Annotated in this window: 21 protein-coding genes; 15 read left to right on the forward strand and 6 right to left on the reverse strand. The window is 27.7% G+C overall.

The features are described from left to right. Positions 1-160 precede the first annotated feature (160 nt). The 5 genes from KI686_RS01935 to KI686_RS01955 all read left to right on the forward strand — a co-directional run bounded on the left by KI686_RS01935 (position 161) and on the right by KI686_RS01955 (position 5,164). Complete coding sequence (locus tag KI686_RS01935; protein WP_237587558.1) at positions 161-406, forward strand: hypothetical protein; 246 nt, start codon at positions 161-163, stop codon at positions 404-406. A gap of 58 nt (positions 407-464) precedes the next feature. Beyond that, positions 465-1,211 carry a GLPGLI family protein gene (locus KI686_RS01940; RefSeq protein WP_237587559.1) on the forward strand — a complete coding sequence of 249 codons (747 nt, stop codon included), beginning with the start codon at positions 465-467 and terminating at the stop codon, positions 1,209-1,211. 27 nt (positions 1,212-1,238) lie between these two features. Next, positions 1,239-1,445 carry a GLPGLI family protein gene (locus KI686_RS01945; protein WP_237587841.1) on the forward strand — a complete coding sequence of 69 codons (207 nt, stop codon included), beginning with the start codon at positions 1,239-1,241 and terminating at the stop codon, positions 1,443-1,445. 199 nt (positions 1,446-1,644) lie between these two features. Beyond that, a complete protein-coding gene (locus KI686_RS01950) occupies positions 1,645-2,355 on the forward strand; it encodes a GLPGLI family protein (protein WP_237587560.1) in 711 nt (236 codons plus the stop codon). A 160-nt stretch (positions 2,356-2,515) separates the two neighbouring features. Continuing rightward, complete coding sequence (locus KI686_RS01955) at positions 2,516-5,164, forward strand: carboxypeptidase-like regulatory domain-containing protein (protein ID WP_237587561.1); 2,649 nt, start codon at positions 2,516-2,518, stop codon at positions 5,162-5,164. Between the two features lie 267 nt (positions 5,165-5,431). Here the strand turns inward: KI686_RS01955 and KI686_RS01960 are convergent, their stop codons facing one another. Together KI686_RS01960 and purN are read right to left on the reverse strand one after the other, a co-directional pair. Continuing rightward, positions 5,432-6,067: a ribonuclease H1 domain-containing protein gene (locus tag KI686_RS01960; protein WP_237587562.1), complete on the reverse strand. Its 636-nt coding sequence runs from the start codon at positions 6,065-6,067 to the stop codon at positions 5,432-5,434. Next, positions 6,060-6,632, reverse strand: coding sequence for a phosphoribosylglycinamide formyltransferase (gene purN / locus KI686_RS01965; protein WP_237587563.1), 573 nt, complete (start codon positions 6,630-6,632; stop codon positions 6,060-6,062). Before purN ends, KI686_RS01960 begins: the two co-directional genes overlap by 8 nt. A 170-nt stretch (positions 6,633-6,802) precedes the next feature. Here purN and KI686_RS01970 point away from each other — a divergent pair, with 170 nt between their 5' ends. From KI686_RS01970 to KI686_RS01995, 6 genes are all read left to right on the forward strand, one after another. Next, positions 6,803-7,039, forward strand: coding sequence for an acyl carrier protein (locus KI686_RS01970; RefSeq protein ID WP_004569249.1), 237 nt, complete (start codon positions 6,803-6,805; stop codon positions 7,037-7,039). A 7-nt stretch (positions 7,040-7,046) separates the two neighbouring features. After that, positions 7,047-8,300, forward strand: a complete 1,254-nt coding sequence (gene fabF / locus KI686_RS01975; RefSeq protein WP_237587564.1) for a beta-ketoacyl-ACP synthase II — start codon at positions 7,047-7,049, stop codon at positions 8,298-8,300. Positions 8,301-8,306: 6 nt separating this feature from the next. Further along, positions 8,307-9,038: a ribonuclease III gene (rnc, locus tag KI686_RS01980; protein ID WP_237587565.1), complete on the forward strand. Its 732-nt coding sequence runs from the start codon at positions 8,307-8,309 to the stop codon at positions 9,036-9,038. Positions 9,039-9,135: 97 nt separating this feature from the next. Further along, positions 9,136-9,606 (forward strand): IPExxxVDY family protein, encoded by a 471-nt coding sequence (locus tag KI686_RS01985; protein WP_237587566.1) that lies wholly within the window; start codon positions 9,136-9,138, stop codon positions 9,604-9,606. A gap of 2 nt (positions 9,607-9,608) precedes the next feature. Beyond that, a complete protein-coding gene (gene pyk, locus KI686_RS01990; RefSeq protein WP_237587567.1) occupies positions 9,609-11,036 on the forward strand; it encodes a pyruvate kinase in 1,428 nt (475 codons plus the stop codon). A 245-nt stretch (positions 11,037-11,281) separates the two neighbouring features. After that, positions 11,282-11,746, forward strand: coding sequence for a CBS domain-containing protein (locus KI686_RS01995; protein WP_237587568.1), 465 nt, complete (start codon positions 11,282-11,284; stop codon positions 11,744-11,746). Between the two features lie 5 nt (positions 11,747-11,751). On the opposite strand, the gene KI686_RS02000 is transcribed toward KI686_RS01995, so the two are convergent. Genes KI686_RS02000 through KI686_RS02010 form a run of 3 tightly spaced genes read right to left on the reverse strand, consistent with a single transcriptional unit; the run spans position 11,752 to position 12,813 of the window. Further along, a complete protein-coding gene (locus tag KI686_RS02000; RefSeq protein WP_237587569.1) occupies positions 11,752-12,156 on the reverse strand; it encodes a hypothetical protein in 405 nt (134 codons plus the stop codon). Then, positions 12,153-12,425: a hypothetical protein gene (locus tag KI686_RS02005; protein ID WP_237587570.1), complete on the reverse strand. Its 273-nt coding sequence runs from the start codon at positions 12,423-12,425 to the stop codon at positions 12,153-12,155. Before KI686_RS02005 ends, KI686_RS02000 begins: the two co-directional genes overlap by 4 nt. A gap of 37 nt (positions 12,426-12,462) precedes the next feature. Continuing rightward, a complete protein-coding gene (locus KI686_RS02010) occupies positions 12,463-12,813 on the reverse strand; it encodes a hypothetical protein (protein WP_237587571.1) in 351 nt (116 codons plus the stop codon). Between the two features lie 157 nt (positions 12,814-12,970). Here KI686_RS02010 and KI686_RS02015 point away from each other — a divergent pair, with 157 nt between their 5' ends. After that, positions 12,971-13,309 (forward strand): single-stranded DNA-binding protein, encoded by a 339-nt coding sequence (locus KI686_RS02015; RefSeq protein WP_237587572.1) that lies wholly within the window; start codon positions 12,971-12,973, stop codon positions 13,307-13,309. An 87-nt stretch (positions 13,310-13,396) separates the two neighbouring features. Here the strand turns inward: KI686_RS02015 and KI686_RS02020 are convergent, their stop codons facing one another. Further along, the gene (locus tag KI686_RS02020) at positions 13,397-14,857 is read right to left on the reverse strand and encodes an aminopeptidase P N-terminal domain-containing protein (protein ID WP_237587573.1); all 1,461 of its coding nucleotides are present in this window, start codon (positions 14,855-14,857) and stop codon (positions 13,397-13,399) included. Positions 14,858-14,992: 135 nt separating this feature from the next. Here KI686_RS02020 and KI686_RS02025 point away from each other — a divergent pair, with 135 nt between their 5' ends. The 3 genes from KI686_RS02025 (at position 14,993) to KI686_RS02035 (ending at position 18,215) form a co-directional block, all read left to right on the forward strand. After that, positions 14,993-16,234, forward strand: coding sequence for a PAS domain-containing sensor histidine kinase (locus tag KI686_RS02025; protein ID WP_237587574.1), 1,242 nt, complete (start codon positions 14,993-14,995; stop codon positions 16,232-16,234). Further along, a complete protein-coding gene (locus KI686_RS02030) occupies positions 16,231-17,280 on the forward strand; it encodes a response regulator (protein WP_237587575.1) in 1,050 nt (349 codons plus the stop codon). The genes KI686_RS02025 and KI686_RS02030 overlap by 4 nt, the downstream gene beginning before the upstream one ends. A gap of 89 nt (positions 17,281-17,369) precedes the next feature. Next, a complete protein-coding gene (locus tag KI686_RS02035) occupies positions 17,370-18,215 on the forward strand; it encodes a universal stress protein (protein WP_237587576.1) in 846 nt (281 codons plus the stop codon). The last annotated feature ends 91 nt before the right edge of the window (positions 18,216-18,306 follow it).

Here is an 18,306-nt window from a genome sequence, read left to right on the forward strand (position 1 = left end):
AAATAAAGAGTGTCATTCCGAAAAGAAGAACGAAGAGGAATCTAAAAAGTAACCCTTTTTCTACAAGTTTTTAGAGAATTTTAAACTTGTTAATTCATATAAAACTCTAAATATTTTTAAATCAATGAACCTAAAAAAAATAGGTTACAAATTTTATATTATGAAAAAATTAATTTTAGCAATGGTTTTTGTTTTTGCTACAGGAACAATAATGAATGCAAGTGTAATTAATTCAATTAGAGAAGAAATTATCTTTTTTGAAGATTGTACATCTGATGCATGGGAATATGGTACTCAAGAAGGCGAAGGTAACCCAACGTTAGAATATGAATATACTAATCAATATTTTGAATTACATTGTAGTGAAGATGGCTCTTATAAAAATGAATTATCGGAAGTAGAATAGAAATTAATCGAAACTGTTTAAAAATAATAATTTTTAAACAGTTTTATAAAAATTTAATATGAAACAAATACTTAAATTAAGTTTTTTATTTTTTGTTTTTTTCAATTTAAACGCACAGACTAATTCTGCAATTGTAACTTATAAAAAAACAAAAACAAAAAAAACTTTTACTGATGAAAAGAAAAAAAAAATAGGTAAAAAAAAGTTTGATAGGTTTGCTGCACTTGAAAAAGAAGCTGAAAAAGTATCAAATTCACTCTCGTTTACATTAAAATATAATGCTAATAAAGCAGTTTTTAAAGTAAATAGTTTTATGGATACGCCAAATAATAGATTAAAAAATTTGGCTCTTTTACCTTTTGGTAAAGGAGTGTATTATAATTCTAAAACTGAAAGAATAAAAGTAGTTGAAACTTTTGGTGATATTTTTTCAGTAAAATACCCAGTTGACTATACGAAATGGACATTATCAAAAGAGTCAAAAAAAATAGGTAAATATTTAGCATATAAAGCTACTGCTGTAGAAAAAATAAAAACTGATAATGGTTTTATTAACTATAAAATAACAGCTTGGTACACACCTGAAATTAATATACAATATGGTCCAATAGGTTATTCTAACTTACCAGGTTTAATTTTAGAGTTAAAAAAAAATAAGATAGTTTATTACGTAACAAATATAGAATTTAACCCAAAGAAATTTGTTAAAGTTGATAAACCTAAAAAGGGTAAAAGTATTACACTTGAAGAGTTTAGAGATTTGGCAATTGACGCAACTAAAAAATATCGAAAAATTAGAGGTTAATTTTTAAGAAATAATAAATTGAAACCTGTGGTTTGGTTTACTCCGATAATACCAGTGAGTTTTGGGCCTAAGCAATATTTTGGTTTACCTGGTTTAATTTTAGAGCTAGAAGAAGCTGCAGTAATTTTTAAAGCTAAAGAAATTACTTTAAACCCAAAAGATAAAATAGTTTTTGATACTATTAAAGGGATTAAAATAACTAAAGAAGCTTATTCAGAATTTTATAAAAATTAGCTTTAAAAAACAAAATGAAGTAGATCAAAATATAATTAACAAGTTCAATACAAACTTAAAGCAAAGTAAGAGTAAAATAAAATATCAATTATCTTTAAAAGACAAAGAATCTAATTATAATTTAATAGAAAATTTAGAATCAGAGGGAGGTAAAATTTTACAAGGCATAGATAATATTAAAAGATAAAAATAATATACAATGAGAACATTTTTAATTTTTTACTTTATAATCCAATTTAGTTTTTCACAAACAAATACAATTTGTTTATATCAAGTTGCTGAGATTCAGGATTCACTTAAAGAAAAGAGAGACGAAACTACAACAAGTAAAGACTCAAAAAAAATACTAAAACAAGCACTAGAAATTTCGAAAAAATTTACGTACTCATTAAGATTTAATGAAAATGAGAGTATTTTTTTGAAAGAAAAAAAAATGAATAATGATAAAGAAAATACCTATGTATTAGGTATCGCAAATTCTTTTATTGGTACAGGTGTTTATTATCAAAATAAGAAAGAGAATATAAGTTTGTTAGAAAAGCAAACATTTGGAAAAGACTTTTTAATTAAAAGTAAATTAAAAAAAGAAAATGAATGGAGGATAACTAATGAGCAAAAAAAAATAGGAAAACTACTATGTTTTAAAGCGATAAGAATTTGTAAATCTTGTTCTGTTGCAGAAGAAGTTTGGTTTACCCCAGATATTCCAGTACCTTTTGGACCAATGGGATACGGTGGATTTCCTGGATTAGTTGTAGAGGTCAAAAATAATAACATTCTTATTTTAAGATTAACGAAAGTTAATTTTCTAAAGGGACAATCAAATATTGAAAAACCTACAAAAGGAGAGATCTTGTCTAAAAAACAATATGATGATAAAATTATGGAAATAAGAGCAAAAAATTTTTAAACATTAGTGTCAGAAGAAGAGTTTGATAAAATTTTACAAGGCATAGATAATATTAAAAGATAAAAAAAAGAAAACAGTTAGATGTTGAGTTTAAATTAATGACTAAAAACTATTTTATGAAAGAAACGGTAAACCGAGAAATTAAAAATAAAAAAGTTATATGAAAAACAAACTCTTATTTCTATTACTATTTAGTGTTACAACTTTTTGTTTTTCGCAAAAAGTAACCCTTTCAGGTTCTGTAAAAGACAGTTTACAAACACCAATGCCGTATGCAAATGTAATTGCAAAACCCAAAGATGTTTCTAAAAACTTACAATTTGCCATTACAGATAACGAAGGTTATTATAAGTTGTTATTAGAAAAAGGAGATACCATTACTATTAGTATTTCTTATTTAGGGTATAAGCCTTTAAACTATCAATTTATCGCTTTAAAATCCGCTAAAAAAGATTTTGTTTTACAACAATCTTCAGAACAATTAGATGAAGTAGTTATAGAAATGCCTGTTACTGTAAGAGGAGATACAACCACTTATAAAACCGATAAATTTGTAAACGGAACAGAACGCAAATTAAAAGACGTTTTAAAAAAATTACCAGGAGTAGAGGTTGATAAAAACGGAGGAATTACAGTACAGGGTAAAAAGATTACTCCAGTTTTGGTAGATGGTAAAAAATTTTTTGGCGGTAATTCTAAATTAGCTGTAGAAAACATACCTGCAAATGCAGTAGGCAATGTACAAGTAATTGACAATTATAACGAAGTTGCTTTTTTAAAAGGACTTACAGATTCTGATGAAACTGCCATGAATATTCAGTTAAAAGAAGATAGAAAACGTTTTGTTTTTGGTGATATAGAAGCTGGTAAAGGCAATAAAGAGTTTTATAAAACCAGCGCCAATTTATTTTATTATTCGCCTAAAACCAATGTTAATTTTATTGGTAACATAAATAATATTGGTGAAAAAACATTTACGTTTAGAGATTATATGAGTTTTTCTGGTGGCGTAAATGCTATTTTTAGTAGTAATTTTAATTTTAAAGGTGGCGATTTTTCTCAGTTTATGGAAAGTAGAGATTTGCTATCCAGCAAGCAAAAATTTGGCGCATTAAATATTACAAAAACGGCAACATCAACTTTAGATATTGCAGGTTATGCTATTTTTTCTAATACAAATACCAGTAGTTTTGTAGAAAACCAAAACGAATATACCACGTTTACAGAACAAAAAACCAACAAAACGGCTACAGATAATTTATTAGGTATTGGTAATTTAAATATAGAATACACACCAAACAATAAAGAAAAATGGTATGCAAGAACCCAAGTAAAAAGAACCAATAATACCAACACAAATACAGTTGCCTCTTTAATAAATGCTAATACCAATACCATTGTAACCGATAGAGATTTAACAGCAACGTACATCAATCAAAATATAGAATGGCACAAAAGACAAAATGATAAACACACCTTTTCTTCGGTTTTTAATTATGTGTTAGATAAAAGTGATAAAACAAATTATTGGCAAACGCAAGATGCTATTTTACAAGGCTTAATACCTGCAGATGCAGATCAAGATTTGTTAAGAATTCATCAACTAAAAAATACCCAAGAACAAAATATAGATGTGGTTTTTAAGCATTTCTGGGAAATTAACAACAGCAATCATATTTACACAACGTTGGGTAATAAATTTTTAAACGAAGATTTTTTAAGTGATGATTTTCAGACCTTAGATAACGGAACTATAAATAATTTTTCTTCAGATGATTTTGGCAACGATTTAAATTTAAAGCTAAACGATTTCTTTGTAGGAATGCATTATAAATTTAGAGCAGGAATTTTCACCCTAAAACAAGGTGTTGAATTGCACAATTACAAATGGAATTTAAACAAACAAACTCAATTAGAAAACAACAAATGGATTGTTTTACCCGATTTTTTAGCAAAAATTGAGTTTAATAAATCTAAAAAAATCACCATTAATTATAATTTAAAAACCTCTTTTTCTGATGTAGAAAAACTTGCCAATCGTTTTTATCTACAATCTTATAATTCCGTTTTTAGAGGAAATGAACAGTTAGAAAATAATCTGTATCACGCAGCGCGTATTTATTACAGCCGTTTTAGTTTGTACAGAGGTTTAATGTTTTTTGCAAATTTTAACTATAGTAAACAGATAAAAGGAGTTAGAAACACCGTAGATTTTAATGATGTAAATCAATTTTTAACTGTAAAAATGTTCGACAATCCATCCGAAGATATTAGAGGAAGTATGCATTTAGAAAAAAGTATAAAAAACATAAAATATAAGTTTGATGTTGGTTTTAACAGCTCAAGTTACATTCAAGAAATAGAAGCTGTTTTACAAACCAATAAAAATAATAATTACAATTACGAAGTTGGTTTCGAAACTATGTTCGATAATTTCCCTACTATAGAAGTTGGTGTAAGTAGAGATATTGGTAAATTTATATCTAGCAATTCTACCTCTAAATTTATTACTACAGAGCCTTTTGTAACCGTAGATTATGATTTTTTAAAAGGTTTTATTTTCAATTTCGATTATAAACGCAGCAATTATCAGAATAAAACATTGAATCAAAAAAATGTGTACGAAATTGCAAATACAACACTTTCTTATAAGAATGAAGATTCTGCATGGTCTTACAAAATAAGTGTTCAAAATTTATTTGATGCACAATTTAAACAAAGCAATAGTTTTTCCGATTATTTAATATCAGACCGTAAAACTTTTATTTTACCAAGAATTGTAATGTTTAGTATTGGGTATAATTTGTAATTTTTTTGCACAATTTTGTCATTTCGACTTTTTAGGAGAAATTTCAAAATGCTTTTTAGTTTTTTAGTTATCCTTTTGATGAGATTTCTCCACAAGGTAGAAATGACAAGTTGGGTGTTTTTGTGCGTATATTTTTGGCTACGTTCAGTTTTATCATTTCTGATTGGAGAGATAAATTAGATAATATTTATTTTTATGTTATCAACAAATAATTTTTACAAACACGCTAACTCCTTCCCTTAGGGAAGGTTGGGATGGGCTTGTATTTTACTTTCGTCCAAAATCTGCAGGAATTTCTCCCCAAGCTTTGGTTTCCCATTTTAAAATAGGATTTTTATAGGTGTTTTCTTTTAGCCATTTTTCGGCTCTTTTTATCAATTCTAATAAATCTTTATTAGTAGCATCAAAATGTAAATTAGTTTTACATTTTTTTTGTTTTATCCAACTCATGGCTATTCTAGAATCAGAATAAATAGGGATATTTTCTTTGTTTTTACTTTTTAGTAGAGCAATACCGTGTACTAAAGCTAAAAACTCACCAATATTATTTGTCCCTTTTTGGTAAGGTCCTTTTCTAAAAATTTCTTTTTTACTGTGTGTAAAAACACCTCTGTATTCCATTTTACCAGGATTACCAGCACAAGCAGCATCTACAGAAATACTTTCTAAAATAGGTTTGCCAAACTTTTCTTTTTCTGATGATGACAATGTTGGTTTTTTGGTATTTTTACCTTTATAATCATCATATTTCCCTTCAGATGCTTTTTCGGCTTCGTCTAAGCTAGCAAAAGATTTATATTGAGCTCCTTCAAAACCATCTATTTGAGCTTTACAGACTTTCCAAGAAGTAAAAACTCCTTTTTTACGTCCGTTCCAAACAACATAAAACTTTTTTTTACTCATTTATTTCTAAAATTACATCTTCAATAACTCTAGGAAAGTATTGTTGTTCTAAAATATGAATTTTTTCTGCAATTTTTTCTGGAGAATCTTCTTCATTTAAAGCAGTTTTTGCCTGAAAAATGATGGCACCCTCATCATAATTAGCATTTACGTAGTGAATTGTAATGCCTGTTTCTGTTTCTTTATTCTCTTTTACTGCTTTATGAACATTCATTCCGTACATTCCTTTTCCTCCATATTTTGGTAACAAAGCCGGATGTATATTAATGATTTTATTAGGAAAAGCATCAATAATTTTTTCAGGAATTTTCCATAAAAAGCCAGCTAAAACAATAAAATCTGCTTGTTCTTTTAAAAAGTTTAAAACAGTGTCTTCTTTAAAAAAATCATCTTTTTTAAAGTGTAAACTATTGGTATTTAGCTTTTTGCATCTGTCAAAAACTTTGGCATGCTCATTGTTACACAATACATTAGTAACCTTAGCAGTTTTAGTGTGATTAAAAAACTTAATAATATTTTCTGCGTTCGTACCAGAACCAGAAGCAAAAACAATAATACGCTTCATATCTAACAATCTAGAGTACAAAAAAAAGAATAATTATTAACAATTTGATTATTTTTAAAGGAAGAATAAATTTTTTCTTTACTTTTAGTAATCATTTTTTGGACAAAAATTAGTTTTAATTGTTAAGATTCGTATTTTTGCCCAGATTTAAATTTTAAAAAACAGAAATTATGTCAGATATTGCATCTAGAGTAAAAGCTATTATCGTTGATAAATTAGGAGTAGACGATAATGAAGTAACAACTGAAGCTAGCTTCACAAATGATTTAGGAGCAGATTCTTTGGATACTGTTGAGTTAATTATGGAATTCGAAAAAGAATTCGATATTCAAATTCCAGATGATCAAGCTGAAAACATCGGTACAGTAGGTCAAGCAGTTAGCTATATAGAAGAAGCAAAAAAGTAATATTTATATGCAGTTAAAACGAGTTGTAGTCACTGGACTTGGCGCATTAACGCCAATTGGTAATAATATTGAAGAATATTGGAAAGCTTTAGTTAACGGAGTTAGCGGGGCAGCACCTATAGAATGTTTTGATGCTGCCAAGTTCAAAACTCGTTTTGCATGTGAATTAAAGAACTTCAAGGTCAATGATTTTATTGACAGAAAAGAAGCTCGAAGAATGGATAGGTTTACGCAGTATGCAATAGTTGCTTCTGATGAGGCAATTGCAGACTCTAATTTAGACCTAGAAAAAATTAACAAATTACGAGTTGGTGTAATTTGGGGAGCTGGTATTGGAGGTTTAGAAACTTTTCAAAACGAAGCTATGAATTTTGGTGCCGGAGATGGTACACCAAGATTTAACCCATTCTTTATTCCAAAAATGATTGCAGATATTGCTCCAGGACACATTTCTATTAAAAATGGATTTATGGGGCCAAATTATACTACAGTTTCTGCATGTGCATCTTCTGCTAACGCAATGATAGATGCCTTAAACTACATTCGTTTAGGTACTTGTGATGTTATTGTAACAGGTGGTTCTGAAGCTGCTGTTACAGAAGCAGGTGTTGGTGGTTTTAACGCAATGAAAGCTTTATCTGAAAGAAATGATAGCGCTGCAACAGCCTCTAGACCTTTTGATGCACAACGTGATGGTTTTGTGTTAGGAGAAGGAGCAGGTGCAATTGTTCTTGAAGAATATGAACATGCAAAAGCCAGAGGAGCAAAAATTTATGCAGAAGTTATTGGAGGCGGTATGTCTTCTGATGCTTACCATATGACAGCGCCTCACCCAGAAGGAATAGGTGTTATTGCGGTAATGAAAAATTGTTTAGAAAATGCAGGTATCAATCCAGAAGATGTAGATCATATTAATACACACGGTACATCTACACCTTTAGGAGATGTTGCAGAATTAAAAGCAATTTCAGAAGTTTTTGGTGATCATGCCAAAAACATCAATATTAATTCTACAAAATCTATGACAGGTCATTTGTTAGGAGCTGCAGGAGCTATAGAGTCTATTGCTTCTATTCTAGCAATGCAACATGGTATTGTTCCGCCAACAATTAATCATGAAAATATAGATGAAAACATTAACCCAGAGTTAAACTTAACTTTAAATAAACCTCAAAAAAGAGATATTAAAGTAGCTATGAGTAATACTTTTGGTTTTGGAGGGCATAATGCTTGTGTTGCATTTAAAAAATTAGATGATTAATAGTATATGAGTTTTATTCGTAAAATAGTTAAACCTCATAATGAAGAGGATAAACAATTATATAACGAATTAAAAACATTACTTAGCTTTTCTCCTAGAAAAATTCATAAATACAAAAAAGCATTTACACACAGATCTGTGCAAATGTTAGATGAAAAGGGAATGCCTATTAATTATGAAAGGCTAGAATTTTTAGGAGATTCTATTTTAGGTTCTGTAATTGCAGCATATTTATACAAAAAAGTACCAGAAGGTACCGAGGGTTATTTAACCCAAATGCGATCTAAAATTGTTAGTAGAGAACATTTAAATGAGCTTGGTAAAGACCTAGATTTAATTCGTTTTGTTAAGAGTAATATAGATCAAGCAAATGTTGGCGATAATATTCACGGAAATATTTTTGAAGCTTTAATTGGCGCTATATATTTAGATAGAGGCTATAATTACTGTCAAAAGTTTATTTACGAAAAAGTAGTTATGCCTTATGTAGATATTGCTAAGCTAGAAGGTAAAATTACCAGTTACAAAGGATTGATTATAGAATGGTGTCAAAAAAGTAAAAAGAAATATAGTTTTGATACTTATGAAGATACTGGTAACGAGCCAATAAAGCATTTTAGTGTAAAAATTAGCATAGATGGAGAGCAAATAGCCAAAGGAAGAGCTACATCTAAGAAAAAAGCAGAAGAGCAAGCTTCTAAAAGAGTTTATTTTGCATTTCAAAATCAAATTAATTAATTTGAAATAACGATAACGTTTTCGTTAAATTAACACAAAAACAACAAACTATTTAGTAAATTAGCTAACTCATAAGAACTATTATTAGTTATAAATTATGCAGGTTTATGCTTTGGATATAAAGGATTTATGTGAAGATGAATATTCTTTAATAGGCATCCATTCTACATTAGAAGACTACAAATTAGCATATTTACTTAATAAAACTTTAGATACACGCTTTTGTAAATCAGAAAAAGATTTAGAGTTTGTAAAAGAGAAAGATAAAATTACGTATTCTTTATTTAATTATGAGAACGCAACGTACGATTTAGAGTACTTTTTAATATCTAACAGTTTTATTAGTAAAAACCAAGCAATATCAAAAAATTTATTACTAAATTCAGAAACAAAAATTCACTTAATTCCAGAAAAGAAAAAAGTAGATTTTTTTTTAAAAATTAGTGGAGATTTAGAGTATGAATTTGTGATGAAAACAATAAATAAAATTAAAAATATTGATTATGTAATTACAGCATATTCAATAGATAAAAATACATTAAAATCTAAAGACTTTTTAATATTTTAAACATGACTGACTACAAAAAAACAAAAATAGTTGCAACCTTAGGTCCTGCAATAGATACCAAAGAAAAGATGAAAGACTTAGCCGTAGCAGGTGTTAATGTCTTTAGAATTAATTTTTCTCATGCAGATTACGATGTTGTTAAAACAAACGTACAAAGAATAAGAGAAATTAATGAAGAACAAGGTTTTAATGTTGCAATTTTAGCCGACTTACAGGGTCCAAAATTACGTGTTGGAGTTATGGAAGAAGATGTAATTTTAAAAGATGGCGACAAATTTATATTTACAACAGAAAAATGTATAGGTACTAAAGAAAAAGCATTTATGACTTACCAACGTTTTCCTAAAGACGTAAAAGCAGGAGAACATATTATGGTAGATGACGGTAAATTGTTATTTGAAGTACTATCTACAGATAAAGACAAAGAAGTAGTTGTTAAAGTAATTGTTGGTGGACCTTTAAAGTCTAAAAAAGGTGTAAACTTACCTAATACAGCAATATCTTTACCAGCATTAACAGAAAAAGATAAAGAAGATGCTGTTTTTGCTTTAAGCTTAGATGTAGATTGGATAGCACTTTCTTTTGTGAGAACACCAGAAGACTTAAGAATGTTAAGAGATTTAATTGATGAACATTCAGAATATAGAGTACCTGTTATTGCTAAAATAGAAAAACCAGAAGCAGTTGCTAATATTGATACTTTAATTCCTTATTGTGACGGATTAATGGTTGCTCGTGGAGATTTAGGAGTAGAAATACCAATGCAAGATGTTCCTTTAATTCAGAAAAAATTAGTAAGACGTGCAAAGAAAGCAAGAATACCTGTAATTATTGCAACGCAAATGATGGAAACAATGATTGACAATTCTGTACCAACTAGAGCAGAAGTAAATGATGTTGCTAATTCTATTATGGATGGTGCAGATGCAGTAATGCTTTCTGGAGAAACATCTGTTGGTAAACACCCATTAAGAGTAATTAAAAAAATGGCAGAAATTATTGGGGCTGTAGAAAACTCTAGAATGATTAAAGTACCACATGAAGCACCGCATATTAGAACAAATAGATTTATAACAAAATCAGTTTGTCATCATGCAGCTTTAATGGCTAATAATATAGATGCAAGAGCAATTTCTACATTTACTAGAAGTGGTTATACGGCATTTCAAATTTCAGCATGGAGACCACAAGCAAAAATATTAGCATTTTCACCAGAAAAAAGAATTTTAGGAAAACTAAACTTACTATGGGGTGTTAAAGCTTTTTATTATGATAAGCAACTAAGTACGGATGATACAGTTGTAGAAATAAATAAAATAACAAAAGAAAAAGGTTTTGTTAAAGAAGGAGATTTAATGATAAATTTAACTTCTATGCCAGTAGAGGCACAAGGTATGGTTAATACTTTAAGAGTTTCTGCAATAGATTAAAAAATCTTACACACTATATTAACAAGAGACTATCTTTTAGATAGTCTCTTTTTTTGACCCTATAATTTTAGAATAGAAAATTTTTAAAAAAACACTATTTATTAATATGGCAATATATGTCAGTTATAATTTTTTTTATGATATGTATTGGTTTGTTTATGTATAAACTTAAAAAAAACTTAACATAAATATTGTAAATAAGATAATTATAAGTAAATTTAAAAGCAACTAAAAATATATTAATTATGGGGATTATAAACTTTCAAGGTAAACGAGATGTAAGTCAAACAAAAGAAGAATCACAAATTTTAGTTTCTGATTATATGTCAAAAAAATTGATAACTTTTAGAGCAGAAGATTCTTTAGATTATGTAATTGCACAGTTAATTACAAATAAAATTTCTGGAGGACCTGTTGTTAATGATAAAAACGAACTAATTGGTATTATTTCTGAAACAGATTGTATAAAACATATATCTGAAAGTAAATATTATAATATGCCTTCTGATGTTAATAATACTGTAGGAAAGTATATGGTTACAGATGTAGATACAATTGATAAAAACATGAATATTTTTGATGCTGCTTTTAAGTTTATTAGTTCGCATAGAAGAAGGTTTCCTGTTGTAGAAAAAGGAAAGTTAATAGGACAAATTAGCCAAAAAGATGTACTTAAAGCAGCAATTAGTATAAAAGGAACAACGTGGTAGTTTTATTATAGCCTTTTTTTAGATCTAATATTTGGTAAATCTGTGATAATTATTTTTTGATTATCAGAACTTTGTAGTTCGGCTATTTTAGAGTAAGAATAGCCAGCTATTGGTTCTTTTAAATTAGTCCATTTTGCAACTCCTGCAACAGTAATTTGTTCTCGTATTTCTATAAGTGCTTCAGAATAACGTAAAGATTTATTTAAGCCTAAAAAACTTTTATTTTCTATATTATAATAATCTAAAAGTCTTTTAATTTCTAATGAAGGCTTATTAAAGTGACTAGTTTTTATTTTTTTATCAACCACCAAATAACTTGTGTAGTTTTTAGGAGTTTTAGTAGGTTTTACAATGGCAAATTCACCATTTTTTTCTAAAAAGAAAGATTGAATTTTTTCATCGTTTATCAACGTTTTCCAATAACTTCTATTTTAATCTTATAGAAAACACATTTTTTATTACTTAAAGGCGCTACTAAAGGTTCTTTTATATCTAAAGCTTTTCCTGTAAATCTTGCAAATTCATCAGATTTTAAACGTCCAACTTGTTTAATAGGTAGTTTTGCTAGTTTTCTAATTATAATTTGTTTGCTACTAAAATAGTAACTTACAGTAATTATAAGTATTACAAAAAAAATAATTAATATTGGTATTATAAAAATGTTTAAGTCTTTATTCATAAATATAGGTTCTTAAAAAACTTATTTTAAAAGACAATTAATCTCTTTTTATTAATAAAAACATATCATTATCTAGAGCTAAATAACCTTCGTCATAAATATAAAAATAGGTATTACCACTTTTTGTTTTATAAATAGATGTAAAAAATTGAAAATCGAAACCTTTATCATATAATTTTGTTCTTGTTACCTTAGTTTTACCCGATGTATTTAATTCTGATAAAATCTTATGATTTTTTCTAAGTCGATTATTAATATTTCTGATGAGGTTTTTACTGTCTTTATTAATACGATTATTATAGGCATTTCTGCAATAATCAGAACAAAATTTCTTATCAATCCTACCTTTTACAGGCTCTTTACATTCTAAGCATTTTTTTACTTCCATAAAGTAAATATAAGTATAATTATTCGTTTACAAACGACTACAAATAATTACAACCGAAAGTAATTGCTTTGTAACCGAATAAAAGTTAATTTATGTTACAATTTTGCAGTGTCAAAATGAATTGACAAAAAATAAAAATAACTTAAAAACTTATCTTATGAATACGTTAAGAAACAAAGTACAATTAATTGGTAGATTGGGGCAAGAGCCAGAAATAATAACTTTTAGAGATGGTAATAAAATAGCCAAATTTTCTATGGCTACAGATGATAGTTATAAAGACAAAGATGGCAATAAAGTAGAGCGTGCTTATTGGCATAATATTGTAATAAAAGGAGGTTTGGTTAATGTAGTAGAAAATTACATTAAAAAGGGCCAAGAAATAATGGTTGAAGGTAAATTGACAAACAGATCTTACAATACAAAAGAAGGCGAAAAAAGGTACATAACAGAAATAGCTGTTAATGAGCTTATGATGTTAGGAGGAAAAAATTAATAATAATTTTTAAAGCATAATTTAAGAAATAAAAATAACCTTATTTTAATTTCTTAAATTATGTATTTTATAAGTTTAAATCTAATATTATTTATCTTTAAAAGGCAATATTACTGGCGGATTAAATTCTGTTAATCCTTTTTCTTTTATGGTATTTTCTACTTCTTTAATAGTAGTTGGCACAAAAGCACTCATATTTTCTGCACCAGTTTCTGTAACAAGAATTACATCTTCTATACGAATATAAAGTCTTTCATCTCTAAGCCAAATCATAGGGTCTATAGTAAAAACCATGCCTGGTTTTAATTTTACAGCACCTCTAACTCTAGCTACATCATGTACAGCCATTCCTACAGGATGTTGAAAATGTCCTTTAAAAACTAAACCTTCTTGAACTGCTTTTAAGTGAGATGGTTTTACAAATTTTTTACCAACTATATATTTCTTCATATCTGCAGCTGCTTTTTCAAGTACTTCACCAGAAGTAACACCTGGTTTAATATATTTAAAAAGTGCATCTCTATAAGCAATTATAAAATTATATAATGCAGTTTGTGCCTTATCAAATTTTCCGTTTACAGGCCAAATTCTAGTAACATCACTTGTATAGTAACGATAATCTGGAGCATAATCCATCAAAACTAAATCGCCATCTTTTAAAACATCTTTTTTATGAAAATAATGACCGTAATAAGCATTGGTCCCACCACCAATAATAGAAGCATAACCATCTCCTCTAGATCCGTTTACATAATAAATATATTTTGCAGCTGCATCTAATTGATATTCATAAATACCTGGTTTTGTAGATCTCATGGCTTCAATTATTCCAAGTCCAGCAATTTGTGTTGCTTGTCTAATCAAGTTAATTTCTTCCTTACTTTTAATCAACCTCATTTGATCTAAAATAGGAGAAAGGTCTTTTATAACAACACTAGGAAAAGCACTTTTTATTTTTTTTACAAATTTTGCCTCTCTAGAAGTAGCATCTTCCCAAGGGTCTGCAGCAGTTCTTGCTTGTGCGTAAAGTAATTCGTCTCTACTGTCATTACCCGTTTCTGCAGGACTTAATGGTGTATAAATTGTGGCACTTGGCGGTTTTATCAATCCTGTTTTTATAATATCTCTAGATAAAAATTCTATTCCATAAACATTATCTACACCTGTTAATTTTTTAATTAATTCTGCATCTTCTGCAGATAAAACTTTTCCTTCTCCTTTTTCTCTCCCTTCATCTCTATGAGGTAAATAAAGTGATGTTGTTTTGGTTTTACCATTTAATAATAAATAAGAGTGAGAAGTTTCTAAACCACATAAATAATAAAAAGTATTGGTTTGTCTAAAAACACTAAAACCAGGTACACCAGCAGATCCTTGTATAATAGCTACGGCATTATTACCTATTTCTTTATAAATTTTAGTTCTTCTTTCTTTAAAATTATCTACAGAAAAATCTGTTTGATAATGATGTTTTGTTTGTGCTTGTACACTAATAGTAAAAATTGAAAATAAAAGTAGCGTAATGTACTTTGGTTTAAAAAGAATCATAAGTTTAAGGTTTTATAAGGAGGTTTACGCAATTTACAAATTTTAAACATATTGAAAATTAGTATTGTAACAAAGTAACTATTATTTGTATTTTAAAAGTAGTATTTTTAGCACACATTAAAAATTTGTAGCTAAATGCTAAATAAAGAAAAAGACATTTTTAACATACTATTTGAAGCCGTTTCTGAAGGAGTTATTGTTGTGGATAAAAAGCAAAAAATAGTTTCTGCAAACACATCTGTAGAAAAAATGTTTGGTTATGAAAAAGGAGAATTAGTAAACCAACAGCTTTCTGTTTTAATCCCGAGTAATTATCATAAAGGACATGGTGCCCATTTTGATGGTTTTATGAAAAACAGAGAAAAAAGGCAAATGGGTAATGGTAGAGATCTGTATGGTGCTAAGAAAGATGGAACTATTTTTCCGTTAGAAGCTGGTTTAAATCCTTTTGATATTTACGGTAAAAATTATGTAATGGCTTTGGTTATAGATATTTCTGTAAGAAAACGTCAAGAAGCAGAAATTAAAAAACTAAATGCAGAATTAGAAAAAAAAGTATTAGAAAGAACCAAAGAATTAAGTAATACAGTTAGAGAATTAAAAGCTGTTAATCTTGAGTTGGATGATGAAAATAAAAAAAGAATAGAAGCCGAAAATCAAATAAAAGATGCTTTAAAGAAAGAAAAGGAATTAAATGAATTAAAAACAAAATTTTTATCATTAGTTTCTCATGAATTTAAAACACCTTTAAGTGGTATTTTAACTTCTACGATGTTATTGGGTAAATATAAATTAACCGAACAACAAGAAAAAAGAGATAAACATTTACAAACAATAACTAACAAAGTACATTATTTAAACAATATTTTAAATGATTTTTTATCTGTAGAAAAGTTAGAAACAGGGAAAATAAATTATAATTATCAGCCATTTAAACTAAGTAAAGTTGTAGATGAGGTTATTTATAATGCAAATATGATTTTAAAAAGTGGACAGAGAATCAAATATCCAGAAGATATAGATGATATTTCTTTAACACAAGATGAGAAAATAATTGAACTTTCTCTGTCTAATTTGGTTAATAATGCCATCAAATATTCACCAGAAAATACAGAAATAGATATTACTATTTTTCAAGATAAAAACCATACTACTTTTATAATTAAAGATAACGGTATTGGGATTCCAGAAGTAGATCAAAAAAATATATTTAATAGATATTTTAGAGCAGAAAATGCACTTTTAACTCAAGGAACAGGTATTGGTTTAAATATTATTAAAAGTCATTTAGAAAATTTAGGAGGAACCATTACTTTTGAAAGTAAAGAAAATGTAGGCTCTACTTTTATAATGAAGGTAATTAACAAAGCAAAATGAAAAGAATATTATTAATAGAAGATGATGTAGTTTTAAGAGAGAATACATCAGAACTTTTAGAGTTATCAAATTACCAAGTTTTTAATGCTCCTAATGGTAAAAAAGGAGTAGAAATGGCTAAAGAAATTTTGCCAGATATTATTGTTTGTGATATTATGATGCCAGAGTTAGATGGCTATGGCGTTTTAGAAGCGTTATCTAATAACGAAAGTACACAGTATATACCGTTTATCTTTTTATCTGCAAAAACAGAAAGAAAGGATGTTAGAAAAGGTATGGATTTAGGTGCTGATGATTATATTACAAAACCTTTTAATGAAGAAGAATTAATTAGCGCTATAGAAAGTAGATTGGCCAAAGCATCTATTTTAAAAGAAAGAAGAGAAAAACAGGAAGCAGAAAAAGAAGATACAGAGCAAATAAGAAATCTTAATGATTTAAAAAATTATTTTGATGATAATGGGGAGACTTTTCACTTTTTAAAAGACACAATTATATACGAAGAGGGTAATAACTCTAATTATATTTATTTAATAATAAGCGGGCTTATTAAGTGCCATAAGTTAGATGAACAAGGTAAAGAACTTACCACAGCTCTTTATAAAGAAGATGATTTGTTTGGATATACTTCTTTTACTCAAAATTTAGCCTATCAAGAATCTGCAACTGCAATACAAGATACAGAGTTGGTTGGGCTTTCTAAAGAAGCTTTAACAGGTGTTTTAAATAAAAACCACAAAGTAACTTTAGAACTAATAGAGTTATTAACTGAAGATTTAGCGGTTGTAAAAGATCAACTTTTACAAATGGCATACAGTTCTGTAACTAAAAAAACGGCACAAACAATTTTAATGTTTGCAGAAAAAATAAATAGAAGCCCTCAAGAACAAATAAAAATTTCTAGAAACGATTTAGCAAGTGTTGCGGGCATAGCTACAGAAACTTTAATAAGAACCATGTCTAGTTTTAAAAAACAAGGTCTTATAGAAATTTCTGGAAGAACAATTAGAATATTAGATCTTAAAAAATTACATGATATTTGTTGATATTCAGTAGATTAAAAATCGATATGACCAATATCATTTTTTAAATAGCACTTTCATTATAATTTTGTCTAATATCAAGACGGATTTAAATGAAAAACATATTACTACCAACAGATTTTTCTGATAATTCTTGGAATGCAATTAATTATGCTTTAAATTTTTATAAAAATACTAAGTGTAACTTTTACTTATTGCATGTTAATAAATTTAATGATGTAATAGAAGATAACTCTACCATCGTTTCAATACAAGAAAAGGTAGATAATATTACTATAGATCAAGCTAAAATAGAACTAAAATTAGTTCTAGAAAAAATCAACAAAAAATTTTCGAATAATAAATACCATAACTTTTTTACATTAATAGATGCAGATTTTTTTATAGAGTCTTTAAGAAAGTATATTGTAGAAAAAAAAATTGATGTTCTTGTTATGGGAACAAAAGGAGCCACTGCTGGTTTAAATAAATATATTATTGGTAGCAATACTACAGATGCTATAACAAAAGTAAAATGTACAACATTAGTAGTGCCAGAAAATGCAAAGTTTAATAGAATAAAAGAAATTGCATTTCCAACAGATTTTTCTCTGTATAACAATTTGCAATTATTACAGCCAATTACAGAAATTCTAGATGAAAAAAGATCTTACATAAGGATTGTAAATATTAGCAAAAGAACAACTGAACTAAATAAAAGTCAAAAAAACAGTAAAGAATTACTACAAGACTACTTTTTAAATTACAATTGTAGTTTTCATTTATTAACAAATAGTAAGATACAAGATGCTGTACAATGTTTTGTAGATACTAATCATATAGATCTTATTGCTATGCCTGCAAAAAGTCTTAATTATTTTCAACAAATGCTATTTCATAATAGAGTAGAAAAAAATAATTATTACAAAGAAGTACCTTTTTTAGTTTTACATGAATAGTTGTTGCAAAAAAAAAGAATTGCCAAAATAATATAACTTTGACAATTCGTGCTTAAAATACTCTGGGGGAGTATTTTTTATATATTGTTAG

The sequence above is a fragment of the Polaribacter sargassicola genome (assembly GCF_021991835.1).
Taxonomy (GTDB): Bacteria; Bacteroidota; Bacteroidia; order Flavobacteriales; family Flavobacteriaceae; genus Polaribacter; species Polaribacter sargassicola.

Excerpts from the sequence above, each read along its gene's own strand:
- KI686_RS01935 (WP_237587558.1), top strand. The coding sequence starts at position 161 with ATGAAAAAATTAATTTTAGCAATGGTTTTTGTTTTTGCTACAGGAACA.
- KI686_RS01940 (WP_237587559.1), top strand. The coding sequence starts at position 465 with ATGAAACAAATACTTAAATTAAGTTTTTTATTTTTTGTTTTTTTCAAT.
- KI686_RS01950 (WP_237587560.1), top strand. The coding sequence starts at position 1,645 with ATGAGAACATTTTTAATTTTTTACTTTATAATCCAATTTAGTTTTTCA.
- KI686_RS01955 (WP_237587561.1), top strand. The coding sequence starts at position 2,516 with ATGAAAAACAAACTCTTATTTCTATTACTATTTAGTGTTACAACTTTT.
- KI686_RS01960 (WP_237587562.1), bottom strand. The coding sequence starts at position 6,067 with ATGAGTAAAAAAAAGTTTTATGTTGTTTGGAACGGACGTAAAAAAGGA.
- purN (WP_237587563.1), bottom strand. The coding sequence starts at position 6,632 with ATGAAGCGTATTATTGTTTTTGCTTCTGGTTCTGGTACGAACGCAGAA.
- KI686_RS01970 (WP_004569249.1), top strand. The coding sequence starts at position 6,803 with ATGTCAGATATTGCATCTAGAGTAAAAGCTATTATCGTTGATAAATTA.
- fabF (WP_237587564.1), top strand. The coding sequence starts at position 7,047 with ATGCAGTTAAAACGAGTTGTAGTCACTGGACTTGGCGCATTAACGCCA.
- rnc (WP_237587565.1), top strand. The coding sequence starts at position 8,307 with ATGAGTTTTATTCGTAAAATAGTTAAACCTCATAATGAAGAGGATAAA.
- KI686_RS01985 (WP_237587566.1), top strand. The coding sequence starts at position 9,136 with ATGCAGGTTTATGCTTTGGATATAAAGGATTTATGTGAAGATGAATAT.
- pyk (WP_237587567.1), top strand. The coding sequence starts at position 9,609 with ATGACTGACTACAAAAAAACAAAAATAGTTGCAACCTTAGGTCCTGCA.
- KI686_RS01995 (WP_237587568.1), top strand. The coding sequence starts at position 11,282 with ATGGGGATTATAAACTTTCAAGGTAAACGAGATGTAAGTCAAACAAAA.
- KI686_RS02005 (WP_237587570.1), bottom strand. The coding sequence starts at position 12,425 with ATGAATAAAGACTTAAACATTTTTATAATACCAATATTAATTATTTTT.
- KI686_RS02010 (WP_237587571.1), bottom strand. The coding sequence starts at position 12,813 with ATGGAAGTAAAAAAATGCTTAGAATGTAAAGAGCCTGTAAAAGGTAGG.
- KI686_RS02015 (WP_237587572.1), top strand. The coding sequence starts at position 12,971 with ATGAATACGTTAAGAAACAAAGTACAATTAATTGGTAGATTGGGGCAA.
- KI686_RS02020 (WP_237587573.1), bottom strand. The coding sequence starts at position 14,857 with ATGATTCTTTTTAAACCAAAGTACATTACGCTACTTTTATTTTCAATT.
- KI686_RS02025 (WP_237587574.1), top strand. The coding sequence starts at position 14,993 with ATGCTAAATAAAGAAAAAGACATTTTTAACATACTATTTGAAGCCGTT.
- KI686_RS02030 (WP_237587575.1), top strand. The coding sequence starts at position 16,231 with ATGAAAAGAATATTATTAATAGAAGATGATGTAGTTTTAAGAGAGAAT.
- KI686_RS02035 (WP_237587576.1), top strand. The coding sequence starts at position 17,370 with ATGAAAAACATATTACTACCAACAGATTTTTCTGATAATTCTTGGAAT.